We start from the raw sequence: 17,610 nt of genomic DNA on the forward strand, positions 1-17,610 counted from the left end.
ACCAAGCGTTTGCGTCCTTACTGCCAGGCGTCCGCCGACCGTTTGCGATACATGTCGCGGAATTGGTCGGTTGAGACAGGCAGCAGGTCGCCCGTGTCCCAGTTGAGGATCACGGCATAGCGGCGCACGGCGTCGAGCGCATTGATCTCTCCGGCCTTGAATTTCGCCGAGACCTCGGCGGGATCCTCGTCCAGCCAGCCCAGGCGGTCAGCCCGGATCTGTCGCCGCAGTTCCGCCGTCGCGGCGGTATCGATCTCGTAAGCGCAGATTTCCGGATCGACGGGCTCGATGACGACGCCATAGTCCTTCGCCGCTCGCTCGACCGAGACGTAATCGTCGATCACATCGGCAAGGACGCGTTGCGGATCGCGCTCGAGCGGATCGCCAAAGCCGCCGCCGCCGGCTGTCGGGCGCGAGAAGATATCGCCAGCCTCGATTGCGACATCCGAAAAGGTGGCGCCGAGCCATTCCTTTTCTCCCGTCTTTTCCCGCGTCAGCGTCAATCCGTGCGGCATCGACGGCAACCCCCCTTCGATGCCCCAGACAATGGCGCGCTCGCGGTCGCAGATGTAGGAAATGACCGTGTTTTCGGCTTCGAGCATGCGGGAGGTCTTGAGCACGCCGGCGCCGCCACGCCATTTCCCAGGACCGGCCGAATCGGTCAGCACCTCGAATTCGGTTGTCAGGATCGGATTTGCCCGCTCCTGCCCCTCAACCGGCTGGGCCATCAGTCCCGTTCCGAAGCAGGCCGTCGTCACGTTGCAGCCATCCATGCCGTTGCGCCCGCCCCAACCGCCGGGCAGCCAGTCATAGAACATGAAGATCGGTTTCTCCGCTGCCCGCGCGTCGCGCCCACCGGTCAAAAGATATTCAAGATTGAAGGCGCAGGCGATGGCGCGCTCCGGGATGATCTTCGACCAGATCTCGTAGATCGCGTTCATGATCTTCTCGAACGGCATGAGGAAGCCGGTGACGGCCACCGGCCACTTGGCATCGACGATCGAGCCTTCCGGCGCGATGATTTCGAACACCCGGTAGAAGCCGCTGTTGAGCGGCAGGTCGGGGAAGAATGTCTTCATGCCTGCCGCGACCGCCGAGAAGGTCGCGCCAAATGCCGAATTGTAGATCGAGCCAATGGTCGGGTGGCTGCCGGTGAAGTCGTAGATCGCCCGGTCGCCCTTGATCGTCAGTTTGACCTTGATCGGGATCATGCCCTCGTTACCGGCCGGGTCGCGGTCGATGAAGTCCTGGGTTTCCCATTCGCCGTCGGGCAGCGCGGCAATGCGCTGGCGCATCGCGCGCTCGACATAATCCTGCACGGCGCCGAGCCCCTGCTTCACCGTGCCCTCACCGTATTTGCCGACGAGCCGCAGGATCTCGCGCTCGCAGACCTGGGTCGCCTGCGCCTGGGCGTGAATGTCGCCGATGATCGAGGCCGGGTCGCGGGTGTTGGAGGCAATCAGATGGGCGACGTCCTTGCAGAAGCGCCCCTTGTCGAACAAGCGGATCGGCGTGATCCGCATACCCTCCCTGAACATCTCCTTGGCGGCGACATCGAAGGAGCCGGGTACGCTGCCGCCGAGATCCGACCAGTGTCCGTTCGACTGACTGAAGGCGATGATCTTTCCGTCGACGAAAATCGGTCGGATGAGCCGGACGTCGTTGAAATGGGTGCCGCCGGCATAGGGGTCGTTGATCGCGTAGACGTCGCCCGGATGCATATCGCCGTCAAAGGCGCGGATCACATCCTTGCAGGTGAAATGCAACGTGCCGACATGGACCGCGATGTCCTGGTTGCCCTGGGCTGCCGAATTGCCTTCGGCATCGTGAAGGGCGCTGGAGAAGTCTCTGTTATAGATGACGAAGGAATAGCAGGTTCTCAAAATCTGCTCGGCCATCTGATCGACGCTGGTGATGAAGGAGTTCTTCAGGACCTCGAAGGTCACCGGGTCAAGGTTTTGCTGTTCAGACATTCGCTTCACCTTCGATGCGGATGATGATGTTGAGATAGGTGTCCACCTCCGCGGTCGTTCCCGGCGGGACGACGACGGTGGAATCGAGCTGCTCGACGATGGCGGGTCCCTTGAAGACGAAGCCTGCGGGCAGAGTTTCGCGGTCGTAGACGGGCGTATCGAGCGCGGCGTCGGCCGCAAACCAGACGCTCCGCCACGTTTTCGGCTCGGGTGTGAGCCCGCTCGGCTCGTGCCGGGCCAGCGACGCCTTTGGCACCATGCCGACGGCTTTCAAGTTGATGCGGAACAGGCTGACGGGCGTTTCGTCGCGACGGAAATTGTATTCGCGCTGATGCTCGCGATGAAAGGCTTCGACCAGCGGCGCGATGTCGGCGACAGGCGACGGCGCAGAGACGGCCAGAGAGCGCCACTGCCCGAGATACATCATATCGATGCTGCGCTGGAGCACCACGTCCTTAGCCGCGACGCCTTCATGGGCAAGCCGCTCCGATGCTTCCTGTTCGAGACGGAGGAAAGCCTCCTCGATCGCCGTTGCGTCGGCGTCGGCGGCCGCCTTCAGATAGCTCTCGGAAAAATCGTGCTGCATATCGACAAGCAGGCAGCCGAGCGCCGAGGTGACGCCGGGGTTCGGCGGAACGATGACGGCGGGGATCGACAGTTCGCGGGCAATCGCCGCGCCGTGCAGCGCCCCGGCACCACCGAAGGCGACGAGCGCGAAGTCACGCGGGTCATAACCGCGGCTGATTGAGATCAGCCGCACAGCGTCCGACATGTTGGCATTGGCGACGTGGATGATCGCATCGGCCGCCGCATGGGGCTCGAGCCCGAACGGCTCGGCTACCCCTTCGCGGACCGCCTCAAGGGCAAGGTTCGCGTCGAGCGTGATCTTACCGCCGGCAAGACTGGTGCCGAGGCGGCCGAGCACGACATTGGCATCGGTATTGGTCGGCTGCCGGTTGCCCTTGGCGTAGCAGGCCGGGCCCGGATTGGCGCCGGCCGACTGCGGCCCGTTGCGCAACGATCCGGCCTCGTCGGTCCAGGCAAGCGACCCGCCGCCGGCGCCGATGGTCAGAACCTCGATCGACGAGAAACGGATCGGATATCCGAACTCGATGAACCAGTCCTTGGTGATGCGCGACTGGCCGTCATAGGCCAGCGACACATCGGTCGACGTGCCGCCCATGTCGAGGCCGATGGAGTTCCGGAAGCCGCAGAGTTCGGCAATGTACTTGCTGGCGATCGCGCCGGCGGCGATGCCGGAGCCGGCAAGACGGGCAGCAAAGTCCTCGACGCTTTTCGGCGTCATCACCCCGCCGCCGGTGTGCAGCAGCAGAAGGTCGCGCTCATAGCCTTCCTGCTGCAGCCGCTTGCCGAGCCGCGACGTGTAATCGACGACGACGGGGCTGAGCGCCGCATTGGCGACAGTCGTCGAGAAACGCTCATGTTCGAAGATCTCGGGCAGGACTTCGGACGAGGTCGATACCGGCACGCCGGGCATCACCTCCATCAGGATTTCCTTCATCCGGCGCTCGTTGGCACCGTTCATGAAGGCGTTCATGAAGCAGACGGCGACTGCCGCGACATTGCGGCGCTTGAGAATGCGCGCCACCTCGCGTGCCTCTTCCTCGTCGAGTGAGGCGACGATCCCGCCTTGCGCGTCGACGCGCTCGGAGACCACCAGCCGGTCGCGCCTCGGCACATAGGGCGGCACCACATCCTTGTAGGTATCCCAGAGATCTTCCTTGTTGGCGCGGCGGATCTCGATCACGTCGCGAAAGCCGCGGGTGCACACCATCGCCGTGCGCGGCAGGCGCCGCGTGATCAGGGCGTTGGTGGCAACGGTGGTACCGTGCGAGAAAAGCGCCACTTTCGACAGATCGATGCCGGCTTTCTCGACGCCGGACATGATCCCGTCGATCGGATCGGCGGAGGACGACGTCTTTTCGACCCGGATCCGGCCCGTGGTCTCGTCCATGATGCAGATATCGGTAAAGGTGCCACCGACATCGACCGCAACGCGAAGGTTCTGCAAAATCCGTCTCCTGTCTTTCATCCGTTGAAAATCGGGCAAGGCTTCGCCCTTCGCCCATTCGGGCGTGCGATCACCTTGTGTCTTCCTAGAGTTTGTCGGCTGCCCGGCTCAGCCGCTGGGGCTCCCCAGGCTATAGCGCTCGCGCGCTTCGCTCGGGCTGTAGCCGAAATGTGCCTTGTAGTGGCGGCTGAGCTGCGCATGGTCGCTGAAGCCAAGCGCATAGGCGATTTCCGAAACCAGCTTGCGGCAACACGGATCGCGCAGCATCTCGTCGCAGCGCAGAAGCCGCTGGACCCGGATCCATTGGCATACGGAAGTGCCTTGCCGCTTCATCAGCTGATGCAGGTAGCGCACCGAGATACCGCAGGCATCGGCGATCGCCTGCGGCCCGAGATCGGTCCGGGCAAGATTGGCACGGATGTAGCTCTCGACGCGATGGAGGTGGCCGACCTGAACCGAGCCGGCATCGGACGTCAGCATGCGCTCGTCGGCGGTGAGCGACATTGCGAGAATATCGACCAGATGTTTGCCGGTCATGTCGCGGGCGGGGGCATCCATCTCGACAAGCCGCGGCGCGATCAACCGGATCATATCGACGAACAAGGCGCCGGTGCCCCGGGTCGAATCGAAGCTGAGTGATGCGATGCGCTCGGGCAGGCCGACACGCGGGCGCAGCGTGGCGATCGGCACCTTCAGCACCCAAAGCATGTTCTTCGCGGCATAGCTGAACTCATAGGGCAGATGGCTGCGCTCGACGAGGAAGGCGCCCGGCTTGCAGCGCACCGCCTTGCCGCTCTGCTCGAAACTGATCTCCGCTTTCTCGGGCACGGTGATCAGGTAGCTTTCTTCGCGTTCATGCAGCAGATGCCGCTTCTGTCGTCGGTAGAGAAGCCCGTCGGATTCCAGTCGCGACAGCGACACCGCGCCGAGATCCCAGACGTTCAGCTCGCCGGAAAACTCCGCCGAATTCTGGAAGCGCAGGTCGAGTGGGAAGTAGGTGCTCGACACCGCCTCGTCCCAATAGCGCTTGCGCTCGAACGCAACCGTGCCTGCCGTGGAATAACTCACGTCCATGCGAAGCTCCCATCCAGTCCGCCGTCCGTTCGCTTCGGCTGTTCCCGTGTTGCCGATGCGACGGCCGATCGCGGCCTATTTTTCCTGACCGGCCACCGTGGACGTCGCGGCCTCTTCAGGGCCTTTGCGACCGGCGTTTCCGGAAGGTCGTCAAGCAGTAGACTATGCCTTTCCCGCCCCGGCTAGTCGCAAAGTGCGCTTGCTCTTGTCGCTGGGCGTGTTCGCAGGGCAATGAGCACCTCAATCGGCGCGCACGACCGCTTCCGCCGCAAGCGCCATCGACAAGAGATGCGCGTCGTGATGCGGCTGGGCGGAAAGGAGCAGGCCGACCGGCATGCCGGCCTCCCCGCTACCGCAGGGCAGCGAGACGCCGCACCAGTCGAGAAAATTGCCAATCGAGGTGTTTCGCAGGGTGCGGGCGTTGGTTTCGACAAACAAAGCATCGTCAGTGAGAAGCGGCGCCATGGGAGGCGCCACGTGGGCGACCGTAGGATAGGCGATAAGCTCTTTCGGCCCAACGCTGGCCGCGACGTCGGCGATCAGCGCCTCGCGTATCTCAAGCGTGGCGATGTAATCGGAAAGGCTGATCCCCTGCCCGAGCCGTGCCCGTGCCACGACGCGCTGGTCCATCGATGCCGCCTGCGGGCCTTCCAACCGCTCGCGATGCAGCGCGAAGGCCTCGGCCGTGACCAGAGGCCCGTGCCGCGCCATTGTCTCAAAAATACGTGCGAATGCCGGAAACGGTTGGCGGCGGATACGGGCGCCGGCCCGTTCCAGCCGGTCGAGGGCTGCTTCGAAAGCGGAAACGACACCGTCTTCGACGCCGTCGAAGACCACCGTTGTCGGCACTACGATCGACAGGCCCTCGAGACTGCCGCGACGGATTTCCGGCGCGGGCAGGCCGCGCATCGCGGCATCGACCCAGACGGCATCCTGCACCGTGCGGCAGAGGGGACCAAGCGAATCGAGGCTCTTGGACAGCGGAAAGACGCCGCGCATGGAATAGCGGCCCCGGGTCGCCTTATAGCCGACGATACCGTTGAAGGCGGCGGGGATACGGATCGACCCGCCCGTATCCGTGCCGATCGACACGGGCACAAGGTCGGCCGCAACCGCAACGCCGGAGCCCGACGACGAGCCACCCGGCAGCCGATCGACGTCGCGTGCGCGCGGATTGCGCGGCGTGCCGTAATGCGGGTTGATGCCGAGCCCGGAAAAGGCGAACTCGCTCATGTTGACCCGGCCGATGCTGACCAGGCCGGCATGGGCAAGCGCCGTCACCACGGCCGCGTCTTCTTGCGCCGCCAGCGCGTCCTTCAGCACGGCTGATCCCGCCGTCGTCGGAACGCCGGCGATCGCAAATAGGTCCTTCCAGGCGACGGGAATTCCGTCGAGAAGCCCCAGCGAACGGCCTGCCGCAATGCGCCGGGCGGAGGCGCCAGCCTCGTGTAACGCCCGCTCCGGCAAAACAGTGGTGAAAATCGTCTGGTCGTCGTGGTTGCGGATCCGGTCGAGCGTCCAGCCTGCCAGATCGCGCGGATCGAGCGCACCGGATTGCAGCAGCGCGGAAAGCTGCGCGATCGACCGTCCGCCAAGATCCTGCGTCATCGCGTTTCCCTCTATCTCTCGACCAACTGCATCCAGCGGCGGACCAGATAATTGTGTTCGTCCATGGTGGTGTTCCAGACCGCGATGCAGTTGGCGCGCTGCCAGTAGGAACCGCCGCTTCGGACCGATCCCGCCCGGATGCGAATGGTGCCGTCCGGGCCCGGCAGGTCGCATGCCGCAGGCAGGCCGCCATACCAGTAGTCCCACTCGGCCACCGACATGAATTGCCGCGAGCGCTCAGGCGTCGAGATGTAATAGCCTTGGCGTGCGACGACCGAGCCCGGCCAGCCGGAAATCCACCAGTTAAGATAGTCGTAGGCGACGTCGCGCATGCGGCCCGAGAGATGACGCGCCAGGCACAGCCCGCCATGCCAGGCGCGATAACCTTCCGCCGGCACCGCCTGTTCCACCGGAACGCCTTGGCCGTTGAGAATGCTGATGCCCGTGGACCACATGCTCTGGATATCGGTCTCGCCGCGCACCATCAACCGCGCCGCATCTTCGGCCGTGCGCCAGAAGGCGCGGAAATAACCGTTCTTCTTGCGCTCCTCCAAGAGCCCGATCAGCCGGTCGATCTCGTCGACCGTCATGCTGCCGATATTGTCGAACGACATCAGCCCGGACGCCTGTGCGGCAAGGGCGGCATCGAAGATGCCGATCGCCGGCTCGTCGACGAGGGCCGCGCGCCCTGCCCAGCGCTCGTCGAGCAGCGCCGCCCAGCTGTTCATCGACACCGTATTGGGCGCAACATCTGTCCGATAGGCAAAGCTGTCGAAATTGTGCGTCGTCGGCAGCATCGAGATCGTGCTTGATGGCGTGTCGCCCAGTTCGAGATTGGGCTGCACGAACAGCTTCTTGACCGGCGCATCCCCCTGCCCCAGGCGGGCATTCGGGCCGATATGGCCGGTCTTGGTCAGATCGTTGATCTCGTTCCAGAGCGTGATACGGCCGATATCGATCGGCTGGATCGCCCGCCAGTACCAGACGATATCGAGGTTATGGAAACACTGGTCGTAGATGTCGTAACTATCAGGCTCCTGCGCCGCTTTGTGCTGGGTCGTCAGGAAGTCGTTGTTGTCGAAGACGACATCGATGCCGAGATCCGCCTCGGCGCGGACCCGCAGCTCCTCCAGCAACGAGATCGCCGTGCCGAGCACGCGCAGGCGTGGACGACCTGCGAGATGAAGGGCTGGTGTCGCTGTTGTCGCTTGGTCAGGCTGGTGTTTGCTCATGAAGACGACTGACGTTCCTGAAGACTGCGTTTCGGGACGGCCGCGGCCTCGGCTGGCGACCGGTCGAGGGCGAATGCCTCGAACGATCGTTTCAGCAGGCCAACGTCCAGACCGTCAACAATAAAGACGATGCGCGAGCGGCGATCCTCGTCTGGCCACCGCTCCATGTGCACCGGCGTATGCACCAGGTGCTGAACGCCATGAATGGCGACCGGGCGCTCCTCGCCGGCAATGTTGAGAATGCCCTTCACCCGCAGCACCTTTTCGCCGTGGCGGTTCAACAGCATCGTTAGCCAGATACCGAAGGCCGTCCAGTCGATGGCGCGCTCCACCGTCATCACGAAGGAGGTCACCGCCGATTGATGAACGGCACCTTCCGCCGTTGTCAGCTGAACCGGTGCCTCGCAGTAGAAGCCGCTTGACGATTGTAGCGCCGCTGCGCGCAGGCTGAGGTTCTCGTCAACGAGGTCGGCAACATCGAAGGACGGATCGGTCGCCGTCAGAAGCGGCGCGTCCGGATTGATGCCGCGCAGTTTCTCGACAAGACTGACGACGTCGCCGGCTGGCGCCAGGTCGACTTTGGTGATGACCAGCCGATCCGCGACCGCGGCCTGGCGGTTGGATTCGACATAGGTGCCGAGCTGGCTAAGCCCGTTGACCGCATCGACGGTGGTGATCACGTTACCGGGGCGAAAATGGTGGCGCAGAACCGAGTCGGATTTGATCGTCGACAGCACCGGGAATGGATCGGCAAGCCCGGTGCTTTCAACGACGATGCGACGGAAAGGCGGGACCAGCCCGCGCTCCCGCTTCGAATGCAGGTCCTTGATCGCATCGGCCAGCTCGCCGCGCACCGTGCAGCAGAGACAGCCCGATTGTAAGAGCACCATGGTGTCGTCGATGCGCTCGACCAGGTGATGGTCGAGGCCGACCTCTCCGAATTCGTTGATGAGAACGGCGGCGTCCGAAAGGGCCGGATCGGCGAGCAGACGTGCAAGCAGCGTCGTCTTGCCGGAGCCGAGGAAGCCCGTGAGCAGGTTGATCGGGGTCAGCAGCGGGACCTGTGGTTCAGTCATCGATCGCAACCTCCGCGGCGACAATCAGCGTCGGGTCGAGCGGATCGCAAGGGCGGCCGCAGAGCCGTTCGGCGGCCGGCCAGAGATGGCCGAGATCCTCGATGATCTCGCTTTTGCCGGTGCGGGTGGAAAGCACGAAGGATGCACCCTGCCAATCCGATATGGTCAGGCCGAAACGTGCCAGCATCGCATTGGCGATCCGCACGCGATTGGCGCGTTCGCGCCGTCGATCGATGCGCTCGACATTGCGGGTATAGACGCCTGGCCGCGCCACGGCATCGGCCCAGTGTTCGTTGCCTCCAAGGACGCCGCAGAGAGAGCACATCGCTTCATCCAGCCTGTCTGATGGACAGGGGCGGTCAAGCCACCCCTGTCGGTGGATCACTTCTTGCGCGGGAAGCGCTTGGCGAAATCGTCGGCGATTTCGTTCATGGTCACGAACTTCACGCCGGGATGCTTGATCATGTGCGCATAGAGCCGCTCGAGCATCATCAGCACCTGTGGGCGCCCGGCAACGTCAGGATGGATGGTAATCGGAAACACCGCATAGTCCATCTCGCGATAGACCCAGTCGAACTGGTCGCGCCAGATCTGTTCGATGTCATGCGGATTGACGAAGCCGTGGCTGTTCGGCGACTTCTTGATGAACATCATCGGCGGCAGGTCGTCGAGGTACCAGGAGGCCGGGATTTCGATCAGATCGGTTTCCTTGCCGCGCTGCAGCGGCACCATCCAGTCGGACGGCTTCTTGGAGTAGTCGATCTTGGTCCACTTGTCGCCGACACGGACATAATAGGGCGTGAAGTCGTTGTGCATCAGCGAGTGGTCGTACTTGATGCCGCGCTCCAGTAGCAGCTCGTTGGTGACGTTCGAAAACTCCCACCACGGCGCGACATACCCGGTCGGCCGCTTGCCCGAGAGCTTGGTGACGAGATCGATGCACTTGTCGAGGACTTCGGTCTCCTGCTCGCGCGTCATGGCGATCGGGTTTTCATGGGTATAGCCGTGAATGCCGATCTCGTGGCCGGCGTCGGCAACGGCTTGCATCTGTTCCGGGAAGGTCTCGATCGAATGGCCGGGGATGAACCAGGTGGTCTTGATGCCGAAGCGCTCGAACAGTTTCAGCAAGCGCGGGCTGCCGACTTCGCCGGCGAAAAGGCCGCGCGAAACATCATCAGGCGAATCCTCGCCCCCATAGGAACCGAGCCAGCCGGCGACCGCGTCGACGTCGATGCCGAAGCTGCAGAGGATTTCCTTGGCCATGGTATGTCTCCTTCGTGTTTCTCGTTCGAAAAGTCAGGCTGGGATGACCGTGGCTTCGCCCGGTTGCCAGCTCAGAAGAATGTCCGCGCCGACGGGGAAGGCGTCGGGCTGGTACTTGTCGACATGCGCTTCGAGCGAGACGGTGCGCCCGTCCGCAAGCGCCGCCGTCAGGTGGGACACGTGGCCGACCACGTCGAACCGGCGCACGCTGGCGCCGACGACGTTGCCGCCGACCGTATGAGCAATCTGCTCACGCGAAACCCGGGCAGCCGGATGCACCTCGATCGCTTCGGCCGGGATGACGACATTGACCCGCGACCTCGCGGAAAGCGTGCCGTTCGGGCGGCCGGAAAGCTGACCGAGCGGCGTTGAAACCAGCATCCGGTCGTCCGATGCGCCATCAACTTCGCCTTGGAAGATCGTGTTGTTGCCGATGAACTGGGCGACGAAGGCCGTGTTCGGCCGGGTATAGAGCTGGTGCGGCGGGCTGATCTGCTCGACCTTGCCCTGGTTCATCACGACGATGCGGTCAGAAAGCGCCAAGGCTTCGGACTGGGCATGGGTCACGAAGACGAAGGTGACGCCGAGCGTCTTCTGCAGCAGTTTCAGTTCGTTCTGGATCGCCTTGCGCAGATTGGCGTCCAGCGCGCCGAGCGGCTCGTCGAGCAGAAGAATGTCCGGCTCGACGACAAGCCCGCGGGCCAGCGCGATCCGCTGGCGCTGCCCGCCGGAGAGTCTATCCGGCTTCTTCTCCGCAATGTCCTCCAGCCCGAGCGTCGCCAGGATACGGTCGACCTTGGCATCCCGTTCGGCCTTTGCCATGCCCTTGACGTCGAGTCCGTAGCCGACATTGCGGCGCACTGTCATATGGGGAAAGAGCGCGTAACTCTGGAAGATCATCGACGTCGGCCGGTGCTCCGGTCGGATGTCATTCATGCGCTTGCCCTTGATCAGCATCTCGCCGGAAGAGATCGATTCGAAGCCGGCGATCATGCGCAGCGTCGTCGTCTTGCCGCAGCCTGAGGGCCCGAGAAACGCGATGAACTCGCCCTTGGAAACCGACAGGTTGAAATCGATCACGGCGGGGGTGCCGTTGTCGTAGACCTTGCCGACATTGTTGAGTTCGAGGTCGAAGATCATCGTGGCTCTCCGGAGCTTGCTGAAATTGCTGGTATCGGGCGCGTGGCCGCACGGTGGTTCGCGGAAGGGCCACGCGCCTGTGTCTGGAGACACCGGGAGGCGCCTGCCTCCCGGCCTGTCCGATCAGGCGTTGAGGAACTCGTCCCACTTCTGGATCAGGTGGTCGTACTCATCCGGCCACTGGTGCCAGTAGGCGACGTTCTTGGCGCGCTCTTCGAGCGAGCCGCCGTCGCGCAGGTCCCCTTCCTTGATGCCGCGCTCTTCGGCGCCGACCCAGGGCTTGCCCTCGTACCAGAAGGCGTATTTTTCCGGCGCCATGACGTTCTTGATGTTCGTCGACGGAGAGTAGTAGCCCTGCTCGGAAACGGTGATGCCCGGCTCGCCCGAGAGCCAGTAGTCGGCATAGGCGATGACCGCCTCCTTGTTGGCCGTTCCGGCGATCATCGCCGGGCCGATCGCCCAACCACGATAGCCTTCCTTCGGCACGGCGTAGCGGCAGGGCTTACCCTGCGCCTTGACCGCCATCACGGCCGGCTGCCAGGCGTCGCAGACGACCATCTCGCCTGATGCCATCAGGTTGACGAGTTCGCCGAAATCGCCCCAGAGCGCGCGGAACTGGCCCTCCTTCTTCTTTGAGATCAGGAAGGCGGCAGCCTCGTCGATCTCGGCTGCGGTCGCATTGCCGGGGTTCTTGACGTCGGAAAGGCCGAGCGAGTTCATCGCCATCATCGCCTGGCCAATGGCGATCAGCGGATCGGTGTTGATGCCGGACTTTCCCTTCCACTTCGGATCGAAGATCGCGGTCCAGCTGTTGGCCTCTTCGGCCGACAGCACGTCCGGATTGTAGCCGATGGAATCGTAATTATAGACCGCCGGCACCATGTTCAGCGCCGTCTGGCTTTCGTCGGTCCAGATCTGGCCGATGATCTGCGCGCCACGGTCCCACTTGTCGCTGGCAGTCGTGAAGGTATCGCGGATATTGGCCCAGTTCTTCAACGCCGAAGCCGGGATGGGCTCGACATTGTTGGTCATGACGATCGACGGCAGGCGCTCGGCGATGATTTCCCAGCAATCATAGTCCTTGGAGCCGGAGAGGATCTTCGTCTGGGCATCCGGGAAGGTCGCCGCCGTTCCGGAGGTGCCGCCGACGCCGGCAGCCGCCTTGAACTGTTCGAGGATGCGTTCCTGAACGGTGACCGAAAGGCCGATGGTGCGCAGCTGCTGGCCCGCCAGATCGGCGGCCTGCGCGAAGGCGGCGCGCGACGACAGGAACGGCGTGCCGCCCCCCATGGCAAGCGCCATCATCCCGGCGGACCGTTTGAGGAGCGAGCGGCGATTGAGTTCCAGATTTGGCATTGTCTCTTCTCCAGTTGTTGTTGTTCCCCGGAGCCCGTTTGATGCGAGCTCCTTGTTTCTTCACCGCGCAACGCGGCGCTAGTAGCGGCCCACCAGGAGGCCCCCATCCACGACCAGCACCTGGCCGGTCATGTATCTCGCGCTGTCGGATGCCAGGAACGCGATCACGTCGGCGATATCCTCCGGCGTTCCGAGCCTCTTCATCGGGATGAAGGCGGCAGCCGCCTCCGCGCCTTCCGGTCCCAGCGAATTCTCTTCAGAAAGCAGTTGCGCCGTGCGGATGTAGCCGGGTGCTACGCCGTTGACGCGAACGCCGTCGCCGGCAAGCTCGACCGCAAGCCCCCGAACCAGGCCGACCACGCCGGACTTGGCGGCGGAGTAATGCACGTGCTCGTCCCAGCCATAGGCAACGCCCATGATCGAGGAGAGGGCGACGATGCTGCCCTCGCCGCGTTGGCGCATGCCGGGTGCAACGGCGCGCGCGAGGCGGAAGATGCCTTTGAGGTCGATGTCAAAGGTCAGGTCCCACTTGTCGTCGGTGAGCGCTGCAAGCGGTGTACGATGGGCAATGCCGGCATTGGCAACGACCACATCGATGCGGCCGTGCCGCTTTTCCAGGTCAGCGACCAGCGCGTCGGTCGCAGATGTCGAGCGGACGTCGTAATAGGCAAATTCGGCAGAACCGCCAGCGTCTACGATAGCCTCGACCGTGGCCGATGCCTCACGCTCGAGGATGTCGGTGACGACGACATGATTGCCCTTGGCGGCGAATGCCCTGGCGGTCGCCTGGCCGATACCGATGCCGGCACCGGTGACGATGACAATGCGGGAAGTCTTGGGAGGATTTGGCATTTTCATCTTTCCTGTCAGAGCATCACGTCGCCGGAATTGGGCCCGAGCGTCTGGCCCACGAACAGGCTCGCCGATGGCGAAGCCAGGAACGAAACGGTCGCGGCGATTTCGTCCGGCTCGCCGAAACGCCCGAGCGGCAGCTGCGCCTTCTTGGCGGCCCGCCAATCCTCAGAAAGCCCCATCACCAGCGGCGTGTTTATGGGGCCGGGCGCGACCGCGTTGACGCGTACGCCGCGGCTGGAAACCTCGCGGGCAAGCGCCTTGGTCATGCCAATGATTGCGGCCTTGGCGGACGAATAGTGAACGAGCTCGACACCGCCGATCTGGCCAAGCTGCGAGGCCATGTTGACGATCACGCCCTCGCCGCGGGCAAGCATTGCCGGCAGCACCGCCTTGGTCATCAGGAAGGTGCCGCGCACATGCACCGCAAACATCCGGTCGAAATCGGCGACCTCGAGATTTTCGAACAGCGCCTGATGGGCGATGCCTGCATTGTTGACGAGCAGCGCCGCGGGCCCATGGAGCTGGGCCGCCTTCTCAGCCGTCGCCTTGACGTCGGCTTCGCTCGAAACGTCGCCGGCAATCGCTGTCGCCACGCCGCCGGCCGCAGCGATCTCGTCCGCAACCGCCTTGCAGCGTTCCGGCGAAAGATCGTTGACGACGACGGCATAGCCGTCGGCCGCCAGCCTCAGAGCAATGGCCCGGCCGATGCCGGAACCGGCACCGGTGACGATCGCGCAACCAAGCATCGAGCCGGCCATCACGCCTCCTCCTGGATCGCGATGCGCTTGGCGCGGCGTACCGAAAGCATCATCAGCGCCGCGTAGGTGCCGAGCAGCGCGAAGGAGAACAGCGTCGTCAGCACGCCGAAGGCAAAGACGTTCGGGTGCACTTCGACGGAGAAGGTGCCGTAGATCGCAAGAGGCAACGTCAGGTCGCGGCCGGAGGCGAAAAGCGTGCGCGAAAACTCGTCATAGGAGAGCGTGAAGGCAAAGAGCATGGCGGAAAGCACGCCGGGGAAGATCAGCGGGAAGGTCACCTTGCGGAAGGTGCGCGCCGGCGTGACGCCGAGCGACCAGGACGCCTCCTCCATGCTCGGATCGAAGCGGTTGAAGATCGCCAGCATCACCAGGAAGGCGAAGGGAAAGGTGTAGACCACGTGCAGAACGAAGGCGGTGCTCCACCAGTGGCGGTCGATACCGAGCGTCTTGGCAACGAGCGCCATGCCGAGGCCAACGAGCACGCCCGGCACCATCATGCCGAGAACGATGAGGTAGAAGACCACGCCCGAGCCGCGGAACTTCCGGCGGAAGGCTTGCGCTGCCGTGACCCCCAGCACCGTCGAGACGATCATGGTCATCACCGCAAGGCCGAGCGAGCGGACCAGCGCCTGCTCGATCGGCAGCGGCGCGATGCGCGACGGCGGCGTCAGGCCGAAGAGGTGCTTGTACCAATAGGTCGACCATTCGATGATCGGGAACTGCGGGCCGCCCTCCGGTCCCGTCTGGAAGGACAGGATGGCAAGCACGACGAGCGGGCCATAGAGGAAGACGAGGAAGAGCGCGGTATAGGCGCCAAGGCTGAGTTTCATGCCGCTGGCATTCATGATCAGAGCTCCTTCCTGAGATCGACGACCCGCAGGAGTGCGGCCACGACCGCCCCCATCAGGATGGTAAGCACGACGCCGGCGACCGCCGCGAAGGCCCATTTCAACGAACCGACCTGGGTGACGATGATGTTTCCGAGCAGGTTGACCTTGCGGCCGGAGAGGGCGGCCGAGGTTGCGAATTCACCGAGAACCATGACCGAGACGAAGATCGCGCCGACGACCACGCCCGGCATCGACAGCGGCAGGATGATCGTGCGGAAGATCCGCCAGAAACCGGCGCCGAGATCCTGAGCAGCCTCGATGATCGAGGTGTCGATGCGGCCGAGCATGAAGGCGATCGGGCCGACCATGAAGACGCAGTAGATCTGCGTCATGCCGATGATCACCGACAGCTCGGAGAACAGCAGCACCTCGATCGGCGCGTCGGTAATGCCGAGGTTCATCAGGATCATGTTGATCGCGCCCTCCTTGCCGAGCATCGGCCGCCAGGCGAGTACGCGGATCAGGAACGAGGTCCAGAAGGGGATGACGCACAGCACCAGGAGTACCGTCTGCAGCGCCTTGTTCTTGACGAACAGCCCGACGAAAAGGGCAGCGGGATAGCCGACCAGCACGGTGGCGACGAGAACGATCAGCCAGATGCGCACTGTCGTCCACAAGGCACCGAGATAGGTGTCGCTGGTGAAGAACGTGACCCAGCTTTTCAGCGTCAGCGTCGGCTCGATCGTGAAGGTCGTCTGCGTCCAGAAGGAAACGTAGACCATCATCAGCATCGGCAGGACGAGGAAGAGGCTCATCCAGATAACGCCGGGCGCAAGCAGCCAAAGCGCCTTTCCGGGTGATTTCTTCTCGGCGACGGTTTCGGTTTCCGTCTGCTCCGCAACGGCCATCATGCTCATCTCTCATTCTCCGGGCGGGAACGGTGCGGCGCGCAGGCGCCGGGTTTTGCGAAAGCGGTTTCAGGCATAGACGTTTCAAGCGTAGACAAGGGCATCCTCCCGCTTCCACACGAGGGCGTAGCGGCCCTGTTCGGCATAGGTCTCGGGCGCTGCGTGGCTGAGATGGCTTTCGACCTCGAAAACCCGGCCGTCATCGAGCGCAAAGAAGGAATTGACCGCGGCACCGGAATATTCGCTGGCGACGAAATTCGCCTCGATCCGGATCTCGTCCTCGGCGATGGCGGCTTCGCGCGGCCGGACCGAAACACGGTCGTAGCGGATGGCATAGGCGGGCGACGCCGCACGCGACGGCGTCGCCGATCCGAGCGCGAACTGTCCGGAGCCGCCGACGAACACGCCGCCTTCGATACGTCCGGGAAAGAGGTTGTAGCAATTGAGAAAGCGGGCAACGGCCGGCGACGCGGGCCTGTTGTAGACGGTATCGGAATCCGCCGACTGGGCGATGCGGCCGCTTTCCAGCACCAGGACCGTATCGCCCATGGCCAAAGCCTCGGCCTCGCTGCCGGTCACATGCAGGAAGGTGACGCCGCAGCGCTCGCGGATCGCCCTCAACTCCGCCCGCATCCGGGCGCGCAGATTGGCGTCGAGCGCGCCGAGTGGCTCATCGAGAAGCACCATGCGCGGTTCGGTGACAAGCGTGCGCGCCAAGGCCACGCGCTGACGCTGGCCACCGGAGATCTGGGTGACGGCCCTGCCTTCAAGACCGGAAAGGCCGACAAGGCTGATGATGTCGCGCACCCTGGTGTCGACGAGACGCCGGTCGGCGACGGGATCGACATCCCTGTTTTCCAGGCCGAAGGCGATGTTCTGCGCGACGGACAGATGCGGGAAGAGGGCGAAGTTCTGGAAGACGAAACCGATGCCGCGCTTGTGCGGCGGCACTGTGTCGATGCGCTTGCCGTCAAACAGGATCGCGCCGCCATCCGGATGCTCGAAACCGGCAATGACTCTTAGAAGAGTCGTCTTGCCGGATCCGCTCGGCCCGAGAAGCGAGATGTAGGCGTCGCCGGGCAAAGCGAGATCGATGCCGTTGAGCGCACGCATGTCGCCGTAGGTTTTGGTGATGTTCTTGAGCTGAAGGACCGTTGACATTGGTTTCCTGCCAGTTTGCCGTCCAGACACCCACCACCCAAAGCTTCGCCTTCGCCGGAGCCGAGGAGGCATCCGAACGGACATGCGATTGCGTTCGCGCATGGTCACATGCGCGTCGGAGATGAAGGTCCTTTGCGGTTCAAAAAATAAGTTCCACCTGCACGCTTCTTCTGAGCGCTTGCATGTCACGAACAATGACATGAATGATTTTTGTATGCAATAGACTTTTATTCGTCTTTTCTGCTGCGGCGAGACGCACCGTCATCCCCGGCACTCCGCCCATCACAGCTTCGATGAGAAAATGCATCAGGCCACCTGAAACACCATGCAATCTAGTGCATCGA

At 63.5% G+C, this 17,610-nt stretch carries 16 protein-coding genes; all 16 read right to left on the reverse strand.

The annotated features are described in order from the left end of the window. Nucleotides 1–17: 17 nt before the first annotated feature. Nucleotides 18–1,973, reverse strand: coding sequence for a hydantoinase B/oxoprolinase family protein (locus tag AC244_RS05640; protein WP_053247834.1), 1,956 nt, complete (start codon nt 1,971–1,973; stop codon nt 18–20). Then, the gene (locus AC244_RS05645) at nt 1,966–4,005 is read right to left on the reverse strand and encodes a hydantoinase/oxoprolinase family protein (protein ID WP_053247835.1); all 2,040 of its coding nucleotides are present in this window, start codon (nt 4,003–4,005) and stop codon (nt 1,966–1,968) included. The genes AC244_RS05640 and AC244_RS05645 overlap by 8 nt, the downstream gene beginning before the upstream one ends. Before the next feature lie 108 nt (nt 4,006–4,113). Continuing rightward, nucleotides 4,114–5,079, reverse strand: coding sequence for a helix-turn-helix domain-containing protein (locus AC244_RS05650; RefSeq protein ID WP_053247836.1), 966 nt, complete (start codon nt 5,077–5,079; stop codon nt 4,114–4,116). 240 nt (nt 5,080–5,319) lie between these two features. Continuing rightward, on the reverse strand, nt 5,320–6,687 hold the full coding sequence (locus tag AC244_RS05655; protein ID WP_053247837.1) for an amidase: 1,368 nt from the start codon (nt 6,685–6,687) through the stop codon (nt 5,320–5,322). A gap of 11 nt (nt 6,688–6,698) precedes the next feature. Next, on the reverse strand, nt 6,699–7,919 hold the full coding sequence (locus AC244_RS05660; RefSeq protein WP_053247838.1) for an ABC transporter substrate-binding protein: 1,221 nt from the start codon (nt 7,917–7,919) through the stop codon (nt 6,699–6,701). After that, the gene (locus AC244_RS05665; RefSeq protein ID WP_053247839.1) at nt 7,916–8,995 is read right to left on the reverse strand and encodes a CobW family GTP-binding protein; all 1,080 of its coding nucleotides are present in this window, start codon (nt 8,993–8,995) and stop codon (nt 7,916–7,918) included. The genes AC244_RS05660 and AC244_RS05665 overlap by 4 nt, the downstream gene beginning before the upstream one ends. After that, nucleotides 8,988–9,320, reverse strand: a complete 333-nt coding sequence (locus AC244_RS05670; protein ID WP_053247840.1) for a hypothetical protein — start codon at nt 9,318–9,320, stop codon at nt 8,988–8,990. The genes AC244_RS05665 and AC244_RS05670 overlap by 8 nt, the downstream gene beginning before the upstream one ends. 56 nt (nt 9,321–9,376) lie before the next feature. Beyond that, the gene (locus AC244_RS05675) at nt 9,377–10,258 is read right to left on the reverse strand and encodes a polysaccharide deacetylase family protein (RefSeq protein ID WP_053247841.1); all 882 of its coding nucleotides are present in this window, start codon (nt 10,256–10,258) and stop codon (nt 9,377–9,379) included. Nucleotides 10,259–10,291: 33 nt separating this feature from the next. Next, the gene (locus tag AC244_RS05680) at nt 10,292–11,398 is read right to left on the reverse strand and encodes an ABC transporter ATP-binding protein (RefSeq protein WP_053247842.1); all 1,107 of its coding nucleotides are present in this window, start codon (nt 11,396–11,398) and stop codon (nt 10,292–10,294) included. 123 nt (nt 11,399–11,521) lie between these two features. Next, complete coding sequence (locus AC244_RS05685) at nt 11,522–12,754, reverse strand: ABC transporter substrate-binding protein (RefSeq protein WP_053247843.1); 1,233 nt, start codon at nt 12,752–12,754, stop codon at nt 11,522–11,524. A 78-nt stretch (nt 12,755–12,832) separates the two neighbouring features. Beyond that, nucleotides 12,833–13,606 carry an SDR family NAD(P)-dependent oxidoreductase gene (locus tag AC244_RS05690; protein WP_053247844.1) on the reverse strand — a complete coding sequence of 258 codons (774 nt, stop codon included), beginning with the start codon at nt 13,604–13,606 and terminating at the stop codon, nt 12,833–12,835. A 14-nt stretch (nt 13,607–13,620) separates the two neighbouring features. After that, nucleotides 13,621–14,367, reverse strand: coding sequence for an SDR family NAD(P)-dependent oxidoreductase (locus AC244_RS05695; protein ID WP_234716855.1), 747 nt, complete (start codon nt 14,365–14,367; stop codon nt 13,621–13,623). Beyond that, complete coding sequence (locus tag AC244_RS05700; RefSeq protein ID WP_053247845.1) at nt 14,367–15,212, reverse strand: ABC transporter permease; 846 nt, start codon at nt 15,210–15,212, stop codon at nt 14,367–14,369. Before AC244_RS05700 ends, AC244_RS05695 begins: the two co-directional genes overlap by 1 nt. A gap of 2 nt (nt 15,213–15,214) precedes the next feature. After that, complete coding sequence (locus tag AC244_RS05705) at nt 15,215–16,105, reverse strand: ABC transporter permease (RefSeq protein WP_414735887.1); 891 nt, start codon at nt 16,103–16,105, stop codon at nt 15,215–15,217. A gap of 84 nt (nt 16,106–16,189) precedes the next feature. Further along, the gene (locus AC244_RS05710) at nt 16,190–17,266 is read right to left on the reverse strand and encodes an ABC transporter ATP-binding protein (protein WP_053247847.1); all 1,077 of its coding nucleotides are present in this window, start codon (nt 17,264–17,266) and stop codon (nt 16,190–16,192) included. A 139-nt stretch (nt 17,267–17,405) separates the two neighbouring features. Next, nucleotides 17,406–17,573, reverse strand: coding sequence for a hypothetical protein (locus AC244_RS37095; protein WP_161807842.1), 168 nt, complete (start codon nt 17,571–17,573; stop codon nt 17,406–17,408). Nucleotides 17,574–17,610: the final 37 nt, after the last annotated feature.

The sequence above is a fragment of the Ensifer adhaerens genome, from assembly GCF_001270265.1.
GTDB lineage: Bacteria > Pseudomonadota > Alphaproteobacteria > Rhizobiales > Rhizobiaceae > Ensifer > Ensifer adhaerens_B.

Coding starts and splice junctions, on each gene's coding strand:
- AC244_RS05640 (WP_053247834.1), bottom strand. CDS start 1,973: ATGTCTGAACAGCAAAACCTTGACCCGGTGACCTTCGAGGTCCTGAAG.
- AC244_RS05650 (WP_053247836.1), bottom strand. CDS start 5,079: ATGGACGTGAGTTATTCCACGGCAGGCACGGTTGCGTTCGAGCGCAAG.
- AC244_RS05655 (WP_053247837.1), bottom strand. CDS start 6,687: ATGACGCAGGATCTTGGCGGACGGTCGATCGCGCAGCTTTCCGCGCTG.
- AC244_RS05660 (WP_053247838.1), bottom strand. CDS start 7,919: ATGAGCAAACACCAGCCTGACCAAGCGACAACAGCGACACCAGCCCTT.
- AC244_RS05665 (WP_053247839.1), bottom strand. CDS start 8,995: ATGACTGAACCACAGGTCCCGCTGCTGACCCCGATCAACCTGCTCACG.
- AC244_RS05670 (WP_053247840.1), bottom strand. CDS start 9,320: ATGTGCTCTCTCTGCGGCGTCCTTGGAGGCAACGAACACTGGGCCGAT.
- AC244_RS05675 (WP_053247841.1), bottom strand. CDS start 10,258: ATGGCCAAGGAAATCCTCTGCAGCTTCGGCATCGACGTCGACGCGGTC.
- AC244_RS05680 (WP_053247842.1), bottom strand. CDS start 11,398: ATGATCTTCGACCTCGAACTCAACAATGTCGGCAAGGTCTACGACAAC.
- AC244_RS05685 (WP_053247843.1), bottom strand. CDS start 12,754: ATGCCAAATCTGGAACTCAATCGCCGCTCGCTCCTCAAACGGTCCGCC.
- AC244_RS05690 (WP_053247844.1), bottom strand. CDS start 13,606: ATGCCAAATCCTCCCAAGACTTCCCGCATTGTCATCGTCACCGGTGCC.
- AC244_RS05695 (WP_234716855.1), bottom strand. CDS start 14,367: ATGGCCGGCTCGATGCTTGGTTGCGCGATCGTCACCGGTGCCGGTTCC.
- AC244_RS05700 (WP_053247845.1), bottom strand. CDS start 15,212: ATGAATGCCAGCGGCATGAAACTCAGCCTTGGCGCCTATACCGCGCTC.
- AC244_RS05705 (WP_414735887.1), bottom strand. CDS start 16,105: ATGGCCGTTGCGGAGCAGACGGAAACCGAAACCGTCGCCGAGAAGAAA.
- AC244_RS05710 (WP_053247847.1), bottom strand. CDS start 17,266: ATGTCAACGGTCCTTCAGCTCAAGAACATCACCAAAACCTACGGCGAC.
- AC244_RS37095 (WP_161807842.1), bottom strand. CDS start 17,573: ATGCATTTTCTCATCGAAGCTGTGATGGGCGGAGTGCCGGGGATGACG.